At 67.0% G+C, this 21250-nt stretch carries 21 protein-coding genes; 12 read left to right on the top strand and 9 right to left on the bottom strand.

Going from position 1 to position 21250, the window contains the following annotated elements; translation table 11 throughout:
• The first annotated feature begins 98 nt into the window (after positions 1–98).
• The 5 genes from tsf to ARGLB_RS20115 all read left to right on the top strand — a co-directional run bounded on the left by tsf (position 99) and on the right by ARGLB_RS20115 (position 4081).
• Positions 99–935, top strand: coding sequence for a translation elongation factor Ts (gene tsf / locus ARGLB_RS20135; RefSeq protein WP_003805929.1), 837 nt, complete (start codon positions 99–101; stop codon positions 933–935).
• Between the two features lie 124 nt (positions 936–1059).
• Complete coding sequence (gene pyrH, locus ARGLB_RS20130) at positions 1060–1797, top strand: UMP kinase (RefSeq protein ID WP_003805928.1); 738 nt, start codon at positions 1060–1062, stop codon at positions 1795–1797.
• A 97-nt stretch (positions 1798–1894) separates the two neighbouring features.
• On the top strand, positions 1895–2452 hold the full coding sequence (gene frr / locus ARGLB_RS20125; RefSeq protein ID WP_003805927.1) for a ribosome recycling factor: 558 nt from the start codon (positions 1895–1897) through the stop codon (positions 2450–2452).
• Positions 2452–3375 carry a phosphatidate cytidylyltransferase gene (locus ARGLB_RS20120; protein ID WP_003805926.1) on the top strand — a complete coding sequence of 308 codons (924 nt, stop codon included), beginning with the start codon at positions 2452–2454 and terminating at the stop codon, positions 3373–3375. Before frr ends, ARGLB_RS20120 begins: the two co-directional genes overlap by 1 nt.
• A 118-nt stretch (positions 3376–3493) precedes the next feature.
• Positions 3494–4081 carry a DivIVA domain-containing protein gene (locus ARGLB_RS20115; RefSeq protein ID WP_003805925.1) on the top strand — a complete coding sequence of 196 codons (588 nt, stop codon included), beginning with the start codon at positions 3494–3496 and terminating at the stop codon, positions 4079–4081.
• Between the two features lie 67 nt (positions 4082–4148).
• Here the strand turns inward: ARGLB_RS20115 and ARGLB_RS20110 are convergent, their stop codons facing one another.
• The 4 genes from ARGLB_RS20110 to ARGLB_RS20095 all read right to left on the bottom strand — a co-directional run bounded on the left by ARGLB_RS20110 (position 4149) and on the right by ARGLB_RS20095 (position 7948).
• Positions 4149–5615, bottom strand: coding sequence for a sodium/solute symporter (locus tag ARGLB_RS20110; protein ID WP_003805924.1), 1467 nt, complete (start codon positions 5613–5615; stop codon positions 4149–4151).
• Positions 5612–5974 (bottom strand): DUF485 domain-containing protein, encoded by a 363-nt coding sequence (locus ARGLB_RS20105; RefSeq protein ID WP_003805923.1) that lies wholly within the window; start codon positions 5972–5974, stop codon positions 5612–5614. Before ARGLB_RS20105 ends, ARGLB_RS20110 begins: the two co-directional genes overlap by 4 nt.
• Positions 5971–6690 carry a LytR/AlgR family response regulator transcription factor gene (locus ARGLB_RS20100; RefSeq protein WP_003805922.1) on the bottom strand — a complete coding sequence of 240 codons (720 nt, stop codon included), beginning with the start codon at positions 6688–6690 and terminating at the stop codon, positions 5971–5973. The genes ARGLB_RS20105 and ARGLB_RS20100 overlap by 4 nt, the downstream gene beginning before the upstream one ends.
• Before the next feature lie 61 nt (positions 6691–6751).
• Entirely contained in the window at positions 6752–7948 is a 1197-nt protein-coding gene (locus ARGLB_RS20095) for a sensor histidine kinase (protein ID WP_043419987.1), read from the bottom strand.
• Between the two features lie 164 nt (positions 7949–8112).
• Here ARGLB_RS20095 and ARGLB_RS20090 point away from each other — a divergent pair, with 164 nt between their 5' ends.
• Together ARGLB_RS20090 and ARGLB_RS20085 are read left to right on the top strand one after the other, a co-directional pair.
• On the top strand, positions 8113–8496 hold the full coding sequence (locus ARGLB_RS20090) for a DUF485 domain-containing protein (RefSeq protein WP_003805920.1): 384 nt from the start codon (positions 8113–8115) through the stop codon (positions 8494–8496).
• The gene (locus ARGLB_RS20085) at positions 8493–10109 is read left to right on the top strand and encodes a monocarboxylic acid transporter (protein WP_003805919.1); all 1617 of its coding nucleotides are present in this window, start codon (positions 8493–8495) and stop codon (positions 10107–10109) included. The genes ARGLB_RS20090 and ARGLB_RS20085 overlap by 4 nt, the downstream gene beginning before the upstream one ends.
• Before the next feature lie 180 nt (positions 10110–10289).
• Here ARGLB_RS20085 and ARGLB_RS20080 read toward each other — a convergent pair whose 3' ends face one another.
• From ARGLB_RS20080 to ARGLB_RS20065, 4 genes are all read right to left on the bottom strand, one after another.
• The gene (locus tag ARGLB_RS20080; RefSeq protein WP_245531575.1) at positions 10290–10943 is read right to left on the bottom strand and encodes a hypothetical protein; all 654 of its coding nucleotides are present in this window, start codon (positions 10941–10943) and stop codon (positions 10290–10292) included.
• Positions 10944–11348 (bottom strand): DUF4383 domain-containing protein, encoded by a 405-nt coding sequence (locus tag ARGLB_RS20075; protein ID WP_003805916.1) that lies wholly within the window; start codon positions 11346–11348, stop codon positions 10944–10946. It lies immediately after the preceding gene.
• A 126-nt stretch (positions 11349–11474) separates the two neighbouring features.
• Positions 11475–11915: a hypothetical protein gene (locus ARGLB_RS20070; RefSeq protein ID WP_139023426.1), complete on the bottom strand. Its 441-nt coding sequence runs from the start codon at positions 11913–11915 to the stop codon at positions 11475–11477.
• A gap of 309 nt (positions 11916–12224) precedes the next feature.
• Complete coding sequence (locus tag ARGLB_RS20065; protein WP_003805914.1) at positions 12225–12698, bottom strand: Lrp/AsnC family transcriptional regulator; 474 nt, start codon at positions 12696–12698, stop codon at positions 12225–12227.
• A 196-nt stretch (positions 12699–12894) separates the two neighbouring features.
• Here ARGLB_RS20065 and pdhA point away from each other — a divergent pair, with 196 nt between their 5' ends.
• Genes pdhA through ARGLB_RS20050 form a run of 3 tightly spaced genes read left to right on the top strand, consistent with a single transcriptional unit; the run spans position 12895 to position 16420 of the window.
• Positions 12895–14070 carry a pyruvate dehydrogenase (acetyl-transferring) E1 component subunit alpha gene (gene pdhA, locus ARGLB_RS20060; RefSeq protein ID WP_003805913.1) on the top strand — a complete coding sequence of 392 codons (1176 nt, stop codon included), beginning with the start codon at positions 12895–12897 and terminating at the stop codon, positions 14068–14070.
• Positions 14070–15080, top strand: a complete 1011-nt coding sequence (locus tag ARGLB_RS20055; RefSeq protein WP_003805911.1) for an alpha-ketoacid dehydrogenase subunit beta — start codon at positions 14070–14072, stop codon at positions 15078–15080. Before pdhA ends, ARGLB_RS20055 begins: the two co-directional genes overlap by 1 nt.
• Complete coding sequence (locus ARGLB_RS20050; RefSeq protein ID WP_043419979.1) at positions 15077–16420, top strand: dihydrolipoamide acetyltransferase family protein; 1344 nt, start codon at positions 15077–15079, stop codon at positions 16418–16420. Before ARGLB_RS20055 ends, ARGLB_RS20050 begins: the two co-directional genes overlap by 4 nt.
• Positions 16421–16583: 163 nt before the next feature.
• Here the strand turns inward: ARGLB_RS20050 and ARGLB_RS20045 are convergent, their stop codons facing one another.
• Positions 16584–17258: an SACE_7040 family transcriptional regulator gene (locus tag ARGLB_RS20045; RefSeq protein WP_003805908.1), complete on the bottom strand. Its 675-nt coding sequence runs from the start codon at positions 17256–17258 to the stop codon at positions 16584–16586.
• Between the two features lie 144 nt (positions 17259–17402).
• On the opposite strand from ARGLB_RS20045, the gene ARGLB_RS20040 reads away from it, so the two are divergent.
• Together ARGLB_RS20040 and ARGLB_RS20035 are read left to right on the top strand one after the other, a co-directional pair.
• Positions 17403–19010, top strand: coding sequence for a carboxyl transferase domain-containing protein (locus ARGLB_RS20040; protein ID WP_003805907.1), 1608 nt, complete (start codon positions 17403–17405; stop codon positions 19008–19010).
• A gap of 7 nt (positions 19011–19017) precedes the next feature.
• Complete coding sequence (locus tag ARGLB_RS20035) at positions 19018–21249, top strand: acetyl/propionyl/methylcrotonyl-CoA carboxylase subunit alpha (RefSeq protein ID WP_003805906.1); 2232 nt, start codon at positions 19018–19020, stop codon at positions 21247–21249.
• Position 21250: the final 1 nt, after the last annotated feature.

Raw genomic sequence — 21250 nt, 5'->3', positions numbered from 1 at the left:
CCGCAGCGTCCGGGCAACTGACAGGATGGCCGCTCACCCAGTGAGCTGCCGTCCTGTCGGTCCGTACACACAAAAATTTTCTAGACAGAGGGGTTCACATGGCGAACTACACTGCCGCTGATATCAAGGCTCTGCGCGAGCGCACCGGCGCCGGCATGATGGATGTCAAGAAGGCTCTCGACGAAGCCAACGGCGACGCCGAGAAGGCGATCGAGATCATCCGCATCAAGGGCCTGAAGGGCGCCACCAAGCGCGAAGGCCGCTCCACCGCTGAAGGCCTGGTTGCTGCCAAGGTCCAGGGCGGCGTCGGCGTAATGATCGAGGTCAACTGCGAGACCGACTTCGTCGCCAAGGCTGACAAGTTCATCCAGCTGGCTGACAAGGTCCTGGCCATCGCCGTCGAGTCCGGCGCTGCCGACCTCGAGACCCTGCTCGCCACCGATGTCGACGGCAAGCCGCTGTCCGAGGTTGTCGTCGAAGAAGGCGCAATTCTCGGCGAAAAGGTTGTTGTCCGCCGCATCGCCCGCATCGAGGGTGCCACGGTCGACGCTTACCTGCACAAGACCTCCAAGGACCTCCCGGCCCAGGTCGGCGTCCTGTTCGCTGTTGACGGCGAAGGCGAAGCAGCTGCAACCGCAGCCCACGACGTCGCCGTGCACATCGCGGCAATGGCCCCGAACTACCTCTCCCGCGAGGACGTTCCGGCGGACCTGGTCGAGTCCGAGCGCCGCATCGCCGAGGAAACCGCAAAGGCCGAGGGCAAGCCCGAAGCTGCGATGACCAAGATCGTCGAAGGCCGCGTTACCGGCTTCTACAAGGGTGAGGTCCTGGTTGACCAGGCTTTCGCCAAGGACGCCAAGAAGTCTGTGGCGCAGGTCCTCGAAGAGGCCGGCGTCAAGGGAACCGCGTTCACGCGTTTCCGCGTCGGCTCCTAGTCTGACACGCAAGGGGGTGGCCACTTCGGTGGCCGCCCCTTTTGCATGCACCGGCCACATAAGAATGTGAGCGCTGGCCGGATGCGCGATAACCTAGCTCAGAGTTCACCAAACGGAAGGCACCATGGAAGCCGTCAATACTCCCGTCCAGTCAGAGAAGAGCAGGCGCCGGGTTCTCCTGAAGCTGTCCGGTGAAGTCTTCGGCGGCGGCAAGCTGGGCGTCGACCCGGAGACCGTCCGCGCCGTAGCCAAGGAGATCGCCGCAGCCGTACCCGACGTCGAGGTGGCCATCGTGGTTGGCGGTGGCAACTTCTTCCGGGGTGCCGAACTGTCCCAGAGCGGCATGGACCGTTCGCGTGCCGACTACATGGGCATGCTGGGAACCGTCATGAACTGCCTCGCTCTGCAGGACTTCCTGGAGCAGGCCGGCGTTGAGACCCGGGTCCAGACCGCCATCACCATGGGACAGGTGGCCGAGGCCTACATTCCCCGCCGCGCCATCCGCCACATGGAAAAGAACCGTGTGGTCATCTTCGGCGCCGGCGCAGGCCTGCCGTACTTCTCCACGGATACCGTGGCTGCCCAGCGCGCACTCGAGGTGCACGCCGACGTGGTGCTGATGGCCAAGAGCGGCGTGGACGGTGTGTACACCGCCGACCCGAAGAAGGACCCGGCGGCGGAGAAGCTGGAAAACCTCAGCTACGACGACGCCCTGCGCCGCGACATCCGCGTCATGGACCAGACCGCAATGACCATGTGCAAGGACAACAAGCTCTCCATGGTGGTGTTCGGCATGGAAGGCGAAGGCAATGTCACGCGCGCCATCCGCGGCGAAAAGCTGGGAACGCTGGTCACACCCTAGTTACAGCTAGGATATTTCTAGGACGGTTCCGCCCATGGGGCGGGACCAGGATTATGAAATGCCCGGTTGGCCGGGAACCAATTTCTGAGGAGAGATCGTGATCGAAGAAACCTTGCTCGAAGCCGGGGACAAGATGGACAAGGCTGTTGAGGTAGCCAAGGAAGACTTCGCCTCGATCCGCACCGGCCGTGCCACCCCCGGCCTGTACAACAAGGTCATGGTGGAGTACTACGGAACCCCTACACCGCTGCAGCAGTTGGCGTCCTTCGCGGTTCCCGACGCCCGCACCATCCTCATCACGCCCTACGACAAGACCGCCCTGCGCGACATCGAGCGTGCGCTGAGCGATTCCGAGGTCGGCGCCAACCCGTCCAACGACGGCAACGTCATCCGCATCACCATCCCGGAGCTGACGAAGGAACGCCGCAAGGAATACGTCAAGATCGTCAAGTCCAAGGGTGAGGACGCCAAGGTGTCCATCCGCAACATCCGGCGCAAGGCCAAGGAAACCCTTGACCGGCTCGTCAAGGACGGCGAAGCCGGCGAAGACGAGGGCGCCCGCGGCGAAAAGGAACTCGACGTGATCACGAAGCAGCACGTCGACGGCATCGACGAGCTCCTCAAGCGCAAGGAAGCTGAGCTGCTCGAGGTCTGATGGGCCAGGCACAGCAGGCCCCCGGTGCGCGGGCCCGAACCCGGACCCGCCAGCCAAGACCCAACCCCACCCCCGGGGCGGGGCGCAACCTGCCGGCGGCTATCGCCGTGGGCCTGGCCATGCTCCTTGCGGTGCTCGGCGGGCTGCTCTTCCTGCCGCTCGGCTTTGTTGCCGTCGTCACCACCTTCGCGGCCTTCGGCGTGTGGGAGATTTTCCGTGCGCTCGAAGCGAACGGCACACGCCTGCCCATCGTGCCGGTCATGGTGGGCACGCTGGCGATGCCCGTCTCGGCCTACTTCGGCGGTCTGGAAAGCCTGCTGTTCGCGATGCTTGCCAGCAGCGTGGCGGCGCTGCTCTGGCGGTCGGTGGAAAGTGCAACGGGTTCGGCCCGCAGCATTTTCGCCGGGGTGTTCACCCTCGCCTGGGTGCCCTTCCTGATCAGCTTCGCCGCGCTGCCGCTGCACGTCGAAGGCGGCGCCTCCCCGGTGGGACCGTGGCCCGGCGGAACTGTGCCGGAGGGCGCCTGGCAGATTGTCATCCTGCTGCTCCTGGTGGTTTCCAACGACACGTTCGGTTACCTCGTGGGCGCCCGGTTGGGTAAGCACCCCATGGCGCCAAAGATCAGCCCGAAGAAGTCCTGGGAGGGATTCGCCGGATCCATCGCGGGAGCCATGCTCGTCGGTATCCTGGCCAGCATCTTCCTGCTGGACAAGCCCTGGTGGGTGGGGGTTGTGCTGGCAATCGGCATGGTCGCTTCCGCCACTGCCGGCGACCTCGCCGAATCGATGGTCAAACGCGAACTCGGCGTCAAGGACATGAGCAGCATCCTGCCAGGACACGGCGGGGTGATGGACCGGCTGGACTCGATCGTGTTCGCCTCGCCGGTGGCCTTTATGCTGTTCGTCCTGTTCTCCGGGGCCTGAGTGGTTCCCGGCCAGAGTTTACCGGCCCGGGTTTTCCGGCAGGGGCTCTGGCATCCGGCCCTCCGCAACGCCCTAGAATAATGCGGTTACGACCCGCCGAAGAAGTATCGAAGGAAACATGGTGAGAGTGGACAGCAAGCGTCAGATTCCCGCGTCGTTCGAACGCGTCGCGCGGACCGACTACGGCTACAACGCCAAGCAGGTGGACCAGTTCCTCCAGCAGGCCCGCGTATCACTGGAGACGCCCGAGGCTGCCGCCCGCCTCATCAAGAGCGCTGATGTCCGGTCCGTGTCCTTCGACCCCGTGAAGGGCGGGTACTCGGCCATCGCCGTGGACGCCGCGCTGGACCGGCTTGAAGACGCCTTCGCCCGCCGGGAACGGGACGACCTCATCGCCGAACGGGGCGAGGATGCCTGGCTTCGCCAGATCGGACAGCTTTCCGGGACGCTCCGCGGCCGCCTTCACCGGCCCGACGGCGAGAGGTTCCGCCGCCCGGCCAAGAAAAAGGCGCGCAGCTACAACACCAAAGACGTGGACACCCTGTGCCGGGACCTGATCGGTTACCTGGAGCAGGACAAGCCCCTCAGCGTCGATAACGTGCGCCGGGCCGTCTTCCGGCCCGCCGTTGGCACGGACGGCTACGAGGAGACCCAGGTGGACGCCTTCCTCGACCGGGTGGTCGAGCTGATGGCCGCCATCGATTGACGGCCTGACTGACTGGCGGCCCGGCAGCTCACTGACGGCACGGCAGCCCGGCGACCCCCCCGGCCGCTCAGCGTTCCGTGGCCAGCGGCCGCTCGGGTGTGTGCAGCCTGGTCATCACCCGCGTGATGGTCCGCGGCACCCGGGAACTGGTGGCACGCGATGTCAGGACCATTACGGTGAAGGCAGCCGGCACCGTCCAGGCCGCGGGCTGCGCCAGCCACGGCGGCGTTCCCGCCACACCGAGCACCGTCCCCGCCACCATGGCGCCGCCACAGAGGAGGCCGCCGGTCACCATGCCGGCGATGGCGCCGGCGTCGGTCAGGCCCCGCCACCAGATGCCGAGCAGCAGGACCGGGCAGATGGTTGACGCCGTGAAGGCGAAGACCAGGCCCACGCTGCCGGCGAGTGCCAGCGAGTCCGTCATGAGCGCCAGGCCCAGCGGAACGGTAATCGAGACCAGCGCCGCCACCCTGAAGCCGCGCACACTGCCACCCAGGACGTCCTGGCTGATCACGCCGGCCAGTGACACGACGAGCCCCGACGTTGTGGACAGGAACGCCGCGAAGGCCCCCGCCACGACGAGGGCAGACAACAATTCGCCCGCCGGGCCCCCGACGAGGCGGCCCGGAAGCAGCAGCACCAGGGCATCCGCCTGCCCCGTCCTGGCCAGATCCGGGGCGAACAGCCTGCCGGCCAGGCCGTACGCCGTGGGAAAGAGATAGAACACGGACAACAGGCCCAGTACGATCAGCGTGGTCCGCCGCGCCGAGTGCCCGTCAGGGTTGGTGTAGAAACGGACCAAAACGTGCGGCAGGCCCAGCGTGCCGAACAGCAGGGCAACAAGGAGCGAGATGCTCTGGTAGGGGCTGGCCGGACCCGCTCCGCCCGGATTCGTGGCCGCAGCCTCCAGCGCCGGGGAGCCGTCGTCTGCCAGCACCAGCAGGATGAAAATCAGGGGCACGGCCAGCGCCGTGAGCTTCAGCCAATACTGGAAGGCCTGGACGAAGGTGATCGAACGCATGCCGCCGGCCACCACGGTGAGGCACACCACCACCACGACGGCGGTTGAACCGGTCCAGGCCGGAAGGCCGGTAGTGGTCCGGATCGTCAGGGCAGCGCCATGCAGTTGCGGGACGATGTAGAGCCAGCCCACAATGACCACAGCCACGCTGGTGACACGGCGCACGGCCCGCGACTCGAGCCTGGCCTCGGTGAAATCGGGGATTGTGTAGGCCCCGGAACGCCGCAGCGGCGCGGCCACGAACAACAGCAGCATCAGGTAGCCGGCGGTGTAGCCCACCGGATACCACAGGGCATCCGTGCCGGACAGCAGGATCAAGCCAGCCACGCCCAGGAAGCTGGCGGCGGACAGGTACTCGCCGCCGATTGCCGACGCGTTCCACCACGGCGGCACGGTCCGGGAGGCGACATAGAAGTCGCCGGTGGTGCGGGAGATCCGCAGGCCGAAGAAGCCGATCACCGCCGTCGCCACGGAAACGGCCGCCACCGCCGCGATGCCCACTGCCGGGTTCACCGGAGCATCACTTTGTCCCCGGCGAGGTCGCGGTAGCGGGCTTCGTTCCGTGCGGCGCTGCGGATGTACAGCCAGGCGCTGATTCCGGTCACAGGGTAGATCCCGGCGCCCAGGAGGATCCAGTCGAACGGAATGCCGGCAAACCGGGTCTGCGCCAGTCCAGGTATCGCGCCAAGCAGCAGCGGAAAGGCACCGAGGATCAGCAGGAACCCGCCGGCCACCACCAGGGCAAGCCTGAGCTGGGAGCGGATCAGCGAGCGGACGAACACCTGGCCGACGGCCGACTCCTCGGCGGAGTCCCGCGGTTCAGCCGTCGGCCGCGCCGCTGAACGGGGTGCCGTGACCCTGACGCGCGTCATGCCTGCGGCCGGATCCTGGTGGCCTCAAGCTTCTCGCGGACGGCCGGCAGGTGCCGGCGGCTGATCGGCAGTTCAGCGTCCTCGACTGACACGCTGGGGCGTCCGGCGGCGAGCTTGAGGTGGGAGACGTGGGCGAGTGACACCAGGTAGGAGCGGTGGGTGCGGATGAAGCCGGCGTCCGCCCACTGCTGTTCCAGGTCGGCCAGGGGAACCCGGATCAGGTAGCTGGCATCGGCGGTGTGGAGCCGGGCGTAGTCACCCTGCGCCTGGACGTACGTGACGTCGTCGCGCCGGATCATCCTGGTGGTGCCGCCCTGGTCCACCGTGATCATCTCGGGCGCGGCACCGCCGTCGCGGATCAGTTCACTGATCCGGCCCACGGAGCGGGCCAGCCGCTCGGCCCGAACGGGCTTCAGCAGGTAGTCCACGGCCGCGAGCTCGAACGCCTCCAGGGCACAGTCCTCATCCGCTGTCACGAAGACGACGGCGGGCGGCCGGCTGCTGCGGGATATGGCCCGTGCGATGTCCAGGCCGGATACCGCCGGCATGTGGATGTCGAGGAAGACGGCGTCCACCGCCTCGGCTTCGAGGACACGAAGCGCCTCGGCACCGGATGAGGCGCGGAGGATCGTGCCGATCCTCTCGTCACTGCCCAGGAGGAAGGCGAGCTCCTCAATCGCGGGCAGCTCGTCGTCGGCGACGAGAACGTTAATCATGCTCCTAGGGTATCTTTCGGCTCCGCAGCTTCGGGCCCGGGAACGTCCGGTGCCGGCAATTTCATGCGTCGTGGTCCGGCTGGGACTTGGGGACGCGCATGGTGATGAGTGTGCCTTCTCCGGGAGCCGTCTCGATCACCAGGCCGTGCTCGTCGCCGTACACCTGCCGGAGCCGGGCATCGACGTTCCGCAGGCCCACGTGCTCACCGTCCAGGTGGCCGGCCAGCATGGACTGCAGCTGAACCGGGTCCATTCCCACGCCGTCGTCCTCGATCGTGACCTCGGCGAACGCGCCTGAATCGTTGGCGGAGATGGTGATGTGGCCCGGCCCCTCCTTCGCCTCCAGGCCGTGCCGGACCGCATTCTCCACGAGCGGCTGCAGGCTCAGGAAGGGGATCACCGTGCTCAGCACCTCCGGCGCAATCCGCAGGCTGACCTGCACCCGCTCGCCGAACCTGGCCCGCTCTAGCAGCAGGTACCTGTCGATGCAGCGCAGCTCCTCGGCCAGCGTGGTGAAGTCCCCGTGCCGCCGGAACGAGTAGCGGGTGAAGTCCGCAAACTCCACCACCAGTTCCCGCGCCCGGGCCGGATCGGTGTTGATGAAGGAGGCAATCGCGTTCAGCGAGTTGTAGATGAAGTGCGGGCTGATCTGGGCGCGGAGGGCCCGCACCTCCGCCTCCATCAGGAGCGTCCGGGAGGCATCCAGCTCGGCCAGCTCCACCTGCGCGGCCACCCAGTCGGCCACTTCGGTGGTGGCCCGCACCAGTCCTGCCCCCGCCTGCGGGGCGAAGGCGGCAATCGCTCCTACCACGCGAGAGCCGGCCCGGACGGGAGCCACGACGGCGGCCGCGACTGATCCGGACTTGGGGGACCGTAGCTGGAGGTCGGCGGCGTTGAAAACCTGTGTCCTGCCGTTGGAGAGCACATCCGCGGCGAGCTCCATGAGCCCGGGACGCAGTTCCTCCGCGGTACCGTCCCAGGCCAGCACGCCGGAAACATCCAGGATGGCCAGCGCGTCACAGCCAAGCAGGGTGCGCAGCTGGCGGCTGGCCTTGGCGGCGCCCGCGGGGTTCAGGCCGGTCCGCAGGTGCCGTCCCGCTTTCGATGCGGCGTGGAGGGTGTTGTAGGTGGCCCGCTCGGCATCGGTGCCCAGCTCGCGGAAGGAGCGCAGCACCTTGAGCCCGACGGCGACGACGACGGCCACCGCGAGCGCGATGACGGCCACGGCGGCTGCGGAATAGAGAGGGGAATCCGGCATGCTGCCCAGCGTAGCGCGTGCCGTTTGGCGCAGCATCGCCGCCGTTGGCCGACCGGCTGCGCGCAACCACTGGCTTATCATTCCGGCCGCGACGCACAGTGATGGCAGTCACATTGGCTGGTGGGGTGCGGCCGTGTGGAAACCAGTCTCGATGAGGAGGAATGATGGGTAACGATGCCCGAACCCAGGACGCGGCGGCGTCCGTGGACTTCGAGGAAGTCCAGGCCACGCAGCAGTTCAAGGACCTGCGCAAGCGCCACCGCAGCTTTGTGTTCCCGATGGCCATCGGGTTTCTGCTCTGGTACTTCGCGTACGTCATCCTTGCCGCCTACGCCGTGGACTTCATGTCCACCAAGGTGTGGGGCAACATCAACGTGGGCATCATCATGGGGCTGCTGCAGTTCGTGACCACGTTCGCCATCACCGGCTGGTACGTCAGCTACTCGAACCGGCGCCTGGACCCGATCGCCGCGGAGATCCGGCACGGCATAGAAGGCCACGATTACGACAAATCCGGCAACAGCGCATTGGGCGGCGGTGCAAAGTGATCACCATTCCCGCAGCGGTTGACGTCGCCGCACTCAAAGACACCACTCTGCTCAACATGGGCATCTTTGCCCTGTTCGTCGCCGTCACCATGGTCATCGTGCTCCGGGCCAGCCGGAACAACAAGACGGCCGCCGACTACTACGCCGCCGGCCGTTCCTTCACCGGCTCGCAGAACGGCACCGCCATCGCGGGCGACTACCTGTCCGCGGCCTCCTTCCTGGGCATCACCGGCGCCATCGCCGTCAACGGCTACGACGGTTTCATGTACTCCATCGGCTTCCTGGTCGCCTGGCTGGTGGCGCTCCTGCTGGTGGCGGAACTGCTCCGGAACACCGGCAAGTTCACCATGGCCGACGTCCTTTCGTTCCGTCTTCGGCAGCGTCCGGTGCGCATCGCAGCCGCCATCTCCACGCTGGCCGTCTGCTTCTTCTACCTTCTGGCCCAGATGGCCGGCGCCGGAAGCCTGATCTCGCTCCTGCTCGGCATCAGCGACTGGGGCGGGCAGGCACTGGTGATTATCGTCGTCGGGGCGCTGATGATCATGTACGTCCTGATCGGCGGCATGAAGGGCACAACCTGGGTTCAGATCATCAAGGCCATCCTGCTCATCGCCGGTGCCGCCGTCATGACGCTCTGGGTTTTGGCCATCTACGGGTTCAACCTGTCCAGCCTTCTGGGCGGGGCGGTTGACGCGGCCAACAACCCGGCTGTGCTCAACCCCGGCCTGCAGTACGGAAAGACCGAAACTTCCAAGCTGGACTTCATGTCCCTGGGCCTTGCCCTGGTGCTGGGCACGGCCGCACTGCCGCACGTGCTGATGCGCTTTTACACGGTGCCCACCGCCAAGGAAGCCCGCAAATCGGTTGTGTGGTCCATCTGGCTGATCGGGCTGTTCTACATCTTCACGCTAGTCCTCGGCTACGGCGCCGCCGCCCTGGTGGGGGCGGACACCATCAAGGGTGCCCCGGGCGGCGTCAACTCCGCGGCGCCGCTGCTGGCCTTCCACCTGGGCGGCCCGCTGCTCCTGGGCTTCATCTCGGCGGTGGCTTTCGCCACGATCCTTGCCGTGGTGGCCGGCCTCACGATCACTGCCGCCGCCTCGTTCGCCCATGACATCTATGCCAACGTCATCGCGAAGGGAAGGGCCGACGCCGACACGGAAGTTAAGGTGGCACGCCGCACTGTTGTTGTGATTGGCATCCTCGCCATCCTGGGCGGGATCCTGGCCAACGGCCAGAACGTGGCGTTCCTGGTGGCCCTGGCGTTCGCCGTGGCGGCCTCCGCCAACCTGCCCACCATCATCTACTCCCTGTTCTGGCGCCGGTTCACCACGCAGGGCGCCACATGGAGCATGTACGGCGGGCTCGCGTCGGCCGTCATCCTGATCGCGCTCTCCCCGGTGGTGTCGGGTACTGCGACCTCCATGATCAAGGGCGCCAACTTCGCGGTCTTCCCGCTCAGCAACCCTGGCATCGTGTCCATCCCGCTGGCCTTCCTGCTGGGCTGGCTCGGCACGGTGCTGGACAAGAGGCAGGAGGACCGGGGCAAGCAGGCCGAAATGGAGGTCCGGTCACTGACCGGTGTCGGCGCCGAGAAGGCGGTGGAGCACTGACCGCTTCCGGTTCGCGCAACCTCCGTCCCCGGGTAAGAAACGTCCCCTTAGTGACCCCGGCTTAGCAAGCCCGACGAATGCAGCCAGGAGCCCCCGCACACCGTGCGGGGGCTCCTGGCGTGTTTGCCGCCGCCGGACTGGCGGCCGAGGGACCGGCCGCCGCCGGGGTAAGCCTGCGACTCAAGGCGAGTGGTGCCCGCCGATGTGTTCACCGTGCGGCACAGCGAACTGGCCCGCCGTCGATGCGGCGAGACCCGGCGTCGTGATGGCGGCAACCAGCAGCGCTCCGGTGAAGGCGGCGGCGAGCAGCGTTCCGGCGCCCATGCGGCCCGATGCGTTCTGGTCCGATCCGTTCTGGCCCGATCGGCCGGGAAGACTGGGGGATCTGTGGCCGAGCGAGAACGTGGCAGCGAGGGTCATGAGGGTCAGCAGCAGGGCGGCGAGGTGGCTGATGCCCAGGCCCGCCATGCCGCTCCTTGCGCCCAGCACAATGGCCGCCATGTGCACCGCGGCGGCGGCGGGCAGCAGGAGGGCGGAGGTCCGCGGAAGCGGGAAGCGGTTCCTGCTCAGTCCGGCAATTGTCCACCCCAGCAGGGCCGTTCCCCAGAGCAGGGCGGCCGCGCCGCCGGCTGCCCTCGCTGGGAGGACAGGGCCGGCGGCGGCAAACAGGCTGGAGGCGACGGCGAGGTTGACCGCTGCGGCGCCGAGGCCGGCAAAGCCGGCGAAGAGCCGCACTGCGTCGGAACGGAACGTTGCCTGCGATGCCGGGGTTTCCTGGGTTCTCTGGGTTGCCACGGTGGCCCGGCCGGCCATCGTCTTTGGGCGCGGGGTCATCTAGGCACGGGCCGTGGCGGGGACCTTGTCCAGGGACAGGCCGACGCCGAGCAGAAGGACGGCGCTCGCCAGGTGGAGAACGTTGTCCGCGCCGTTGAGGGCAATGATGTTGAGCGGCGAGCTGAGCAGGAACAGCCCGAGGATACCGACCAGAAGGTATACCGCGCCCACCGCCGTGTTGACGGTGCGTGCAAGCTGGATGTCCTTGACCCCCGCGTAGAGCAGTGCGGCGCCGATGGCCAGGTGGATCACGTTGTGCAGCGGGTTGACCTCGAAGATGATCAGGTTGGCGCCTTCGGTGGAGAAGAAGCTGACGCCCGAAGTCACGGCGAAGCCGACGAGGCCCACCAAGAGGTAGACGGCTCCGAAGACCGTGGCGATAAGACGGTTCGGTGAGTTGCGCATGGCCCAAATTCCTTCCGGTTGCTGGCCGGGTCAGACGCCCTGGCCAGATTTTCGGAGCCCCGGTCGGGACTCTCGGAAGCAATTCGGGTCCGATGTGCGCTTGGATGGGTGACGGTCAGATAAGAGTCAGGCCTTTGGCCGGAGCCGGATGGTGACCATCTTGAGCTCGTCCTTGCCGGCGAAGCGGTACACGAGTTCTATGTCCTTGCCCGGGCATTTGATGAGCCCGGCGATATCCGCGATGTTGTTGTCGCCCTCGTTGCTGACTTTGAGGTCGTCATAAGCCGTGGTGCAGGAGGGATCCAGTTGGAGGCTCTTGACGCCTGAGTCGAACTCCTCCCGTGACAGTTGCTCCTTCAGGCTCGGGTCCATGTAGTCGTTGTACGCCTTGTTCGTGTCACCGGCGATGACCAGCTGGGTGAAGCTGTCCGCGAGGTCCCCGGCCTGCCGCGTGGCTCCGCCGACAAGGTTGACCAGGAGCAGCACTCCGACGGCCACCAGCAGCAGCACGCCTGCCACAATGCCCACGACGATCCAGAGGCCCTTGCGGCTATTGGCCGGAGGCATGCCGGGCAAGCCGAACGGGGCAGGCGGAAGCCGCCGCCGGCCAAGGGGCTGCTGCGGACCTGCCGGGTAGGGGCCGGGCTGCTGCGCGCCTGCTTGCTGCGGACCTGCCGGGTGGGGGCCGGGCTGCTGCGCGCCTGGTTGCTGCGGGGGGAGCGGGGGATTGCTCAAGGGTGGGCCTTTCCTGCACCGCACCAGCGGCGCTCCAACAAACGGGGCACAGCCGGCGCCCGGTCACTTTTGTGGAATAGCCTATAGCGCCGGCGGCCCGGAACAGCGATGTTGTCCCGTGGTTACGGCCGGCTGTTGCGGTCAGGCTTCCGCTGAGTTGCGCTCAAGCAATGGCTGGATCCGGAAAGGTATCAGTTCACCCATGGCCAGGGCAGTATCGGTTCTCTCGACGCCGTCGCAGGCCAGGATCTTCCCGTTGATCCGGAAGAGGTCTTCGGCGTCCAGTGCCACCACGCGCAGCAGCAGGTCGGCCGAGCCGGTCAGGCCGTAGCCCTCGAGGATTTCCGGCACGGCTGCCAGTTCCTCGGCAAGGGAGCCGAGCTTTTGCTGCTGGACATGCACCGAGATGAAAGCCATCAGCGGATAGCCCAGTGACACTGGATTGATCCGCCGCTCGAACGACAGGAAGGCGTGCTTCTTCTCGAGCTGGGCCATCCGTGCCTGGACGGTGTTGCGGGAGAGGCCGAGCTTCTGGGCGAGGGCCACCACAGTGCGGCGCGGGTCCTGTGCCAGGGCGGAGAGCAGCCGGGTGTCTGTGCCATCCAAAGCTTGCATAATGCGCAAGGCTAGCACGGTCCCACGCCACCAAACAGTGCATTGTGCTCAGTTTTAACCGCAGTGGTTGTACCACCTGAACATTGTGAGTATGGTCACAATTAACCGGGGCAAAGGCGCCCGGGAAGCCGGAATGCGGCGGTATCACGAGTCCTGCCGCGGGATGGTTACACGACGTCAGAAGGTTGCGGCAACAGTGGTGACAGACGATGCGGGCCAGGGCGGAACAGCCGCCGGCCGGGACAACAAGACAGGGCACCAGGGTGGCGCAGGCCACAGCATGGTCCAGCTGATCACCCCCGCGGGGGAACGCGTCAGCCATCCGGAGTACGACCCCTGGCTCAAGGACGTATCAGACGAGCAGCTGTGCTCGCTCTACGAGGACCTGGTGGTGATCCGGCGGATCGACAAAGAGGCAACCGCGCTGCAGCGCCAGGGTGAACTTGGCCTTTGGCCGCCTCTGCTGGGCCAGGAAGCCTCACAGGTGGGATCCGTGCGGGCGCTGCGGGATGACGACTTCATTTTTCCCAGCTACCGCGAGAACGGCGTCGCCTACTGCCGCGGGGTGGACCTGGCGGACATCCTGCGTGTCTGGCGCGGAGCTGCTTCCGGCGGCTGGGACCCGTACACGGTCAACATGGCCATTCCGCAGATCGTCATCGGCGCGCAGACGCTGCATGCCACCGGGTACGCCATGGGAATCCAGAACGACGGTGCCGACTCCGCAGCGATTGTGTACTTCGGCGACGGCGCCACCAGCGAGGGCGATGTCAACGAAGCAATGGTCTTTGCCGCCAGCTTCCAGGTGCCGCTGGTGTTCTTCTGCCAAAACAACCACTGGGCCATCTCCGAGCCGGTGCGGGTCCAGTCCCATACCCAGCTCGTGGACCGCGGGACAGGCTTTGGCATCCCCAGCATGCGCGTCGACGGCAACGACGTGCTGGCTGTCATGGCAGCCACCCGGGTCGCCCTCGACCGTGCCCGACGGGGCGGCGGTCCCACCTTCATCGAGGCCGTCACCTACCGGATGGGCCCGCATACGACGGCGGATGATCCCACCCGGTACCGCGACGCCAATGAGCTGGAGGACTGGGCGGCCAAGGATCCGATCGGCCGGGTCCACGCGCTGCTTGACCGCAAGGGCCTGTTCACCGAGGAGTTCGAAACCGGCGTGCGGACCAAGGCAGACGCCGTTGCCCGTGAACTGCGTGCGGGCTGCATTGGCATGCCGGACCCCGAACCGCTCGACGTCTTCAAGCACGTCTACAGCACCCCCAATTCCTGGCTGGACCGCCAGCAGGACCACTACTCCCGTTACCTTGCCACCTTCGGCGATCCCGAAGTGGCAACACAAGAAGAAGGTGCACGCTGATGACGCAGATGACCTTTGCGCGGGCAATCAACTCCGGCCTCCGCAGATCCCTCGACAACGATCCCAAAGTGGTCCTCATGGGCGAGGACATCGGCGCCCTGGGCGGCGTCTTCCGCGTGACCGACGGGCTGCAGAAAGACTTCGGCAAGCACCGCGTCGTGGACACGCCCCTGGCGGAGTCCGGCATTGTGGGCACGGCTGTTGGCCTGGCTTACCGCGGCTACCGGCCGGTGGTGGAAATCCAGTTCGACGGCTTCGTCTATCCCGCGTTCGACCAGATCGTGTCCCAGGTGGCGAAGATGCACTACCGTAGCCGCGGCACCGTGAAAATGCCCATCACCATCCGCATCCCGTTCGGCGGCGGCATCGGGTCGCCGGAGCACCACTCCGAGTCGCCGGAGGCCTACTTCGCCCACACGGCAGGCCTGCGGGTGGTCACCCCGGCCAGCCCGCAGGACGCCCACACCATGATCCAGCAGGCTATTTCATGCGATGACCCCGTGGTGTTCTTCGAGCCCAAGCGCCGCTACCACGACAAAGGCGAGGTGGACGAGTCGCTGGATCCCAACTCAGCCCCGCCGATGGGCCGGGCCAGCGTGGTGACGGACGGCAGCGACGTCACGCTCGTGGCATACGGGCCACTGGTGAAGACGGCCCGCGATGCCGCCACGGCGGCCGCGGACGAGGGCGTCTCGGTTGAGGTCATTGACCTGCGGTCGTTGGCTCCGGTGGACTTCGCCACCGTTGAAGCCTCGGTCCGCAAGACGGGCAGGCTTGTGATCACCCATGAGGCCGGGCAGTCGAACGGGCTCGGCGCGGAGGTTGCGGCCAGCATCACGGAGCGCTGCTTCTACCATCTGGAGGCGGCACCGGTCCGCGTCACCGGGTTTGACGTGCCGTACCCCTATTCGAAGGTGGAGATGCACCACCTTCCGAATCTTGACCGGATCCTCGACGGCGTCGATCGCGCGCTGGGCCGGCCGAATTCGCTGAGCGGGCTGGAAGGATGACCGCCACCATGATCAAGGAATTCCGGCTCCCGGATCTCGGCGAAGGACTGACCGAATCCGAAATCGTCAGCTGGAAGGTGGGGGTTGGGGATACCGTCAGCCTGAACCAAATCATCGCCGAGGTGGAGACCGCCAAAGCAGTGGTGGAGCTGCCCTCGCCTTTCGCGGGCGTGATCACGGCCCTGCATGAACAGCCGGGAACCGTGGTGGAGGTGGGCAAACCGATTGTCTCGTTCGAGGTAAAGGACGACGCCGGTATCCAGCCCGGCCCTGCCGCCCCGGCTGAGGCGCCGCTCCCCAAGAGGGAACCCAACTTGGTCGGGTACGGCGCCGTCGTCGAAAGCACCGGCCGGCCCGTCCGCCGGCAGCGCACGCTCCTCACGCCAGCCGAAACCAAGGCCCCGGTGGTTGAGCCTGTCGACACCAAGCCTGCCGGCACCAACCCCGCCGAGCGGCCCCGTTCCACGCCGCCTGTCCGGAAGCTGGCCAGGGACCTCGGCGTAGATCTGGAGAAGGTGGCGGGAACCGGCCCCGGCGGGCTGATTTCCCGTGACGATGTGCGCAATTTCGTGGGCGGCGGGGATCTTCCCGCGGCCGCCCAGGAGCTGGCGGCACCGCAGTCCGCGGCGGCCCGGGGAGACCGTGAGGTGCGTACGCCTATCAAGGGTGTCCGCAAATTCACGGCCGCCGCCATGGTCAGCAGTGCCTTCACGGCGCCGCACGTGACGGAGTTCCTGACGGTCGATGTCACTCCGGCCATGGAACTGCTGGCAAGGCTCAAGGAAAGCAAGCCCTTTGCCGGCCACAAGCTCACGCCTCTGACCCTCGTGGCCAAGGCCGTCCTGATCGCGCTGCGGCGCAATCCCGGCCTGAATGCCAGGTGGGATGAGGCCAACCAGGAGATCGTGCAGTTCAACTACGTGAACCTCGGCATCGCGGCCGCAACCCCGCGCGGCCTCACCGTTCCCAACATCAAGGACGCCGACCGCCTGACGCTCGTCGACTTGTCCGCGGCGCTCGCGGATCTGACGGACACCGCCAGGGCCGGCAAGAGCAGCCCGGAGGATTTCTCCGGCGGCACCATCTCCATCACTAACATCGGTGTCTTCGGGATTGACGCCGGCACGCCCATCCTCAACCCGGGGGAGGCGGCGATCCTGGCCATGGGCGCCGTCCGCAAGGCCCCGTGGGAGTACCAGGACCAGGTAGCGCTGAGGCAGGTCATGACGCTGAGCCTGTCCTTCGACCACCGGCTGGTGGACGGCGAGCAGGGATCCAGGTTCCTGGCCGACGTCGGCGCCCTCCTCGCGGATCCCGCCATGGCCTTCGCGATGGCCTAGCCGCAGGCCGCCTGCCGCTCGGGCTCGTGCGGCAGGCAGGCCCTGCACCCAAAACGGGGCACTTTGAAGCCGAAACAGGGCACATATCGCCCAAACTCCGGCGTGTCCGTGTCAAAGTGCCCCGTTTTGGCGCGGACCTCGGCGCAGGAACTGGCCGGCAGGGTTAGTCGGCCAGCGGGCTGGATGTCACCAGCAGGGCCGCCAGCGCCATGTTCTCCAGGAGCGGCCGCGCCGACTTGACGGCCATCCGCCGGCCGTGGTTCCGGACTGAGTGCGGCGTGGAGTTGATCAGGCCGAACGTCGCGTGGGCGCGCATGCGGAGGTCCGCCGTATCCGTTGTGCCGTGGATGCCAGCCAGCACGTCCACCCACACTTCCACGTAGCTGCGCTGCAGGGCCCGCACCTGGGACTGGTCCTCGCCGGTCAGGTTGCTGAAATCCCTGTCCTGCACCCGGATCACGTCGGGGTTGCTGAGGGCAAAGTCCACGTGGAACTGCACCAGCCGGGCCAGTGCAGCGGCGGGGTCGGCGGCGGCGGCCACCACGTGGCGGCCGCCGTCGAGCAGGTCCTGGCTGACGGTGAGCAGCAGCGCGCCCAGCACGGCCTGTTTTCCGGGGAAATGGCGGTACACGGCGGGTCCGCTCACACCTGCTGCGGCGCCGAGGTCCTCAAGGGAGACCCGGTTGAACCCGTTGACGGCGAAGAGCGTCGCCGCTGCGGACAGGAGCGCCTGCCGGCGGGACTCCTTCGCCCGGCTGCGCTGCGTGGGGCCGGATGCCTCATGGCCGGCTGTGGTCTGGCCGGCAGCGGTGAGGTCTCCGTGATCTGTGGTGGGCACTTTTCCTCCTCGGAACCCAAGAACTCTACCAACATCCTGTGTTGGACATCACAGTTACTAGAGACTAACCTAAACTCAGTTACGAGGCACTAACCGAAATGCGGCAGGACTGCCGCCGGGAGTGCCCGGGAATGGAAGCGGTCAATGGAGACACTCGCCAGCCGGCTGGATACCGCCGGCAGCGCATTCGAGGTCAACAGCCTTGCGCAGCGCGCGCTCGCCGAAGAGCTGCGGAAACGGCTTGCGACGGCCGCCGTGGGCGGGCCGGAGAAATCCCGCCAGCGGCACATGGCCCGCGGCAAGCTGCTTCCCCGGGAGCGGATCGACCGCCTTCTCGACGACGGCAGCCCCTTCCTCGAGATCGCCCCGCTGGCCGCGAACGGCATGTACAACGACGATTCACCCGGCGCCGGCATCATTGCGGGCATCGGACTGGTGCACGGCCGCCACGTCCTGGTGATTTCCAACGACGCCACCGTCAAGGGCGGCACCTACTATCCCATGACGGTGAAGAAGCACCTCCGTGCCCAGGAGATCGCGATTGAGAACCGGCTCCCGTGCATCTATCTCGTGGATTCCGGCGGCGCCTTCCTCCCCAAGCAGGACGAGGTCTTTCCGGACCGGGACCACTTCGGCCGGATCTTCTACAACCAGGCCCGGATGTCCGCTGCCGGCATTCCCCAGATCGCTTCCGTCATGGGCTCCTGCACGGCAGGCGGCGCCTATGTACCCGCGATGAGCGATGAAACGGTGATCGTCCGCAACCAGGGCACCATCTTCCTGGGCGGCCCGCCCCTCGTGAAGGCCGCCATCGGCGAGATCGTCAGCGCGGAGGAGCTCGGTGGCGGCGACGTCCACTCCAGGATCTCCGGCGTTACGGACCATCTCGCCGAAAACGACGAACACGCCCTGCAGATCGTCCGCGACATCGTTGCCACGCTGCCCCGGCCCGCCGGGCCGGCCTGGGATGTGGACACCGCCATCGATCCTGTTGCCGAGCCCGGCCAGCTCTACGGTGCCGTTCCCACGGACGTCAACGCGCAGTACGACGTCCGCGAAGTGATCGCCCGGCTGGTGGACGGCAGCCGCTTCCACGAGTTCAAGAAGAACTACGGTGCCACCCTCGTGACGGGATTCGCCAGGCTTCACGGACACCCGGTCGGCATCGTGGCCAACAACGGCGTGCTGTTCAGCGAATCGGCACTCAAGGGCGCCCACTTCATTGAACTGTGCGACCAGCGAGGCATTCCGCTGCTCTTCCTGCAGAACATCTCCGGCTTCATGGTGGGGAAGGACTACGAGCAGGGCGGCATTGCCAAGAACGGCGCCAAGATGGTCACCGCCGTGGCCACCACGCGCGTCCCCAAGCTGACAGTGGTGATCGGCGGGTCCTTCGGTGCCGGCAACTACTCGATGTGCGGGCGGGCATATTCACCGCGCTTCCTGTGGATGTGGCCCGCCAGCCGGATCTCCGTCATGGGCGGCAACCAGGCCTCCAGCGTCCTGGCGACCGTCAAGCGCGACCAGTTCGAGGCGGCCGGGCAGGAGTGGTCCGCAGCGGACGAGGAAGCCTTCAAGGCACCTATCCGGCAGCAGTATGAGGACCAAGGCAGCCCCTACTACTCAACGGCCCGCCTGTGGGACGACGGCGTGATCGACCCCGCGGACACCCGCACCGTTCTGGGCCTGGCGCTCGACGTCGTGTCCCGCGTTCCGCTGCCGGAGACCTCCTTCGGCCTCTTCCGAATGTGAGCCCGGGATGACTACCGACAACATGTTCCGCACGGTCCTGGTGGCCAACCGCGGCGAGATTGCCTGCAGGGTGATCAGGACCCTGCGCGCCATGGGCATCCGTTCGGTTGCGGTCTACAGCGATGCCGACGCCGGTGCCCGCCACGTGCGCGAAGCCGACACCGCCGTCCGGATCGGCCCCGCTGCGGCGGCCCAGAGTTACCTCAGCATCGAGGCGATCATCAGGGCCTGCCAGGACACCGGCGCCCAGGCGGTGCACCCCGGCTACGGATTCCTCAGCGAGAATGCGGACTTCGCCCGGGCACTGGACGCCGCCGGCATCGCCTTCATCGGCCCCGGGGCCGAAGCCCTGGATGTCATGGGGGACAAGATCCGATCGAAAAACCACGTGGCAGGGTACGGCGTTCCGGTGGTCCCGGGCATCGCCGAGCCCGGCATGACCGATGACGAACTCATCGCCGCCGCCCCGGCCGTGGGTTTTCCCCTGCTGATCAAGCCCTCGGCGGGCGGCGGCGGCAAGGGAATGCAAGCTGTCGAGCGGCCGGAGGACCTGCCGGCCGCCCTGGCAACCGCACGGCGCGTGGCGGCGAGCGCGTTTGGAGACGGCACCCTCTTCCTGGAACGCCTGGTGAGGTCCCCGCGGCACATCGAAGTGCAGGTCCTGGCCGACGCGCACGGCAACGTGATCCATCTCGGAGAGCGCGAATGCTCCCTGCAGCGGCGGCACCAGAAGGTCATCGAGGAGGCCCCGTCACCGCTGCTGGAATCTCTGTCCGACGGCGAGGCAGTCCGTGCGAAGATCGGCGAGGCCGCCTGCCAGGCTGCGCGCAGCGTCCTCTACACCGGCGCCGGCACGGTGGAGTTCCTCGTCTCGGACGACTCCCCGGAGGAGTTCTTCTTCATGGAAATGAACACCCGGCTCCAGGTGGAACATCCGGTGACGGAAATGGTCACCGGCATCGACCTCGTCGAATGGCAGGTGCGCATCGCCGCCGGTGAGCTGCTCACCGTCGGACAGGACGACGTCGTACTTAATGGCCACGCCGCGGAGGCCCGCATCTACGCCGAGACCCCGCACCGGAACTTCCTGCCGTCCTCGGGCGAGGTGGTGCTCCTTGACGAAGACGGCGGCCTCTTCACACCCGTGGGGCAGCCCGGCCCCCAAAGGACTGCGGTTTCCGGCGGTGGTTTCCAAAGCCAGGACGTCCGGATCGACTCATCGCTGCTGCCGGGGCTGGAAATCTCCAGCGATTACGACCCCATGCTGTCCAAGGTCATCGCCTGGGGAACGGACCGCAAGGCTGCCCTGGACAAACTGGACGCGGCGCTGGAGCGGTACACCGTCCTCGGCATCGACACCAATGTGGAGTATCTGCGGCTCCTGATTAATGACGACGACGTCCGTGCCGGCCGCCTCGACACCACGCTGATCGACCGCAAAATGCCGGAGCTGGCCTTCCGGGACATCGGAGACACGGAGCTCATGGCGGCCGCCCTGCGGTTCTGGCCTGGCGACGCCGAACCTGCGGAAACCGGCGGGGAACAGGGCGGGGGACAGACAGGTCCCCGGTCCCCGTGGGACAACGCCCGGGGCTGGCGCCTCGGAGCGCCGGCGCCATGGCGGGTGAGCTTCGGCCTTCCCGGCGGTGCCATGGCCACAGTGGCCATCACCCGGCAGGGCGAGGCCGGCCACGCCCTGGTCCGCATCGACGACGGGCCGGAGCACGAGGTGCGGGTCCTGGATAGCGGGACCGACGGCACCCGCCCCGACGTCATCAGATTCGAAGTGGGGGACCAGCAGCACACCTTCGCCACTGGTCTGTCACGGCCAGCACATGCCGGCGGCGGCCGTCACAGGGCAATGCGGGCGGGGCATGTCTACGTGGGCAGCGGCGGCTGGTCCTGCGGGCTCGAAGTCCTCACCCGCGAATCCCGCCTGGAACGGGTGCTGGCCGCCGTCGAACGCGAAGAGGGCGCCGCCGATCCGGAGGTCCGGTCACCCATGCCCGGGACCGTCGTCTCCGTTGCGGTGCGCGACCGCGACCCGGTGACAGCGGGCCAAGTGCTGCTGTCCGTGGAGGCCATGAAGATGGAACACCAGCTCGTGGCCGAAGTCTCCGGCACCGTCCACATCACCGTCGCCACCGGTGACCTGGTCAAGGCCGACCAGGTCGTAGCCACCATTCACGCGGCCGGCACCGCAGCACAGGATCCAGCAGAAGAACGTAAGGAGGCCTAGC

It is taken from the genome of Arthrobacter globiformis NBRC 12137 (assembly GCF_000238915.1).
In the GTDB taxonomy this organism is placed as follows: domain Bacteria; phylum Actinomycetota; class Actinomycetes; order Actinomycetales; family Micrococcaceae; genus Arthrobacter; species Arthrobacter globiformis.
This window is presented reverse-complemented; position numbering and strand designations above follow the sequence as displayed.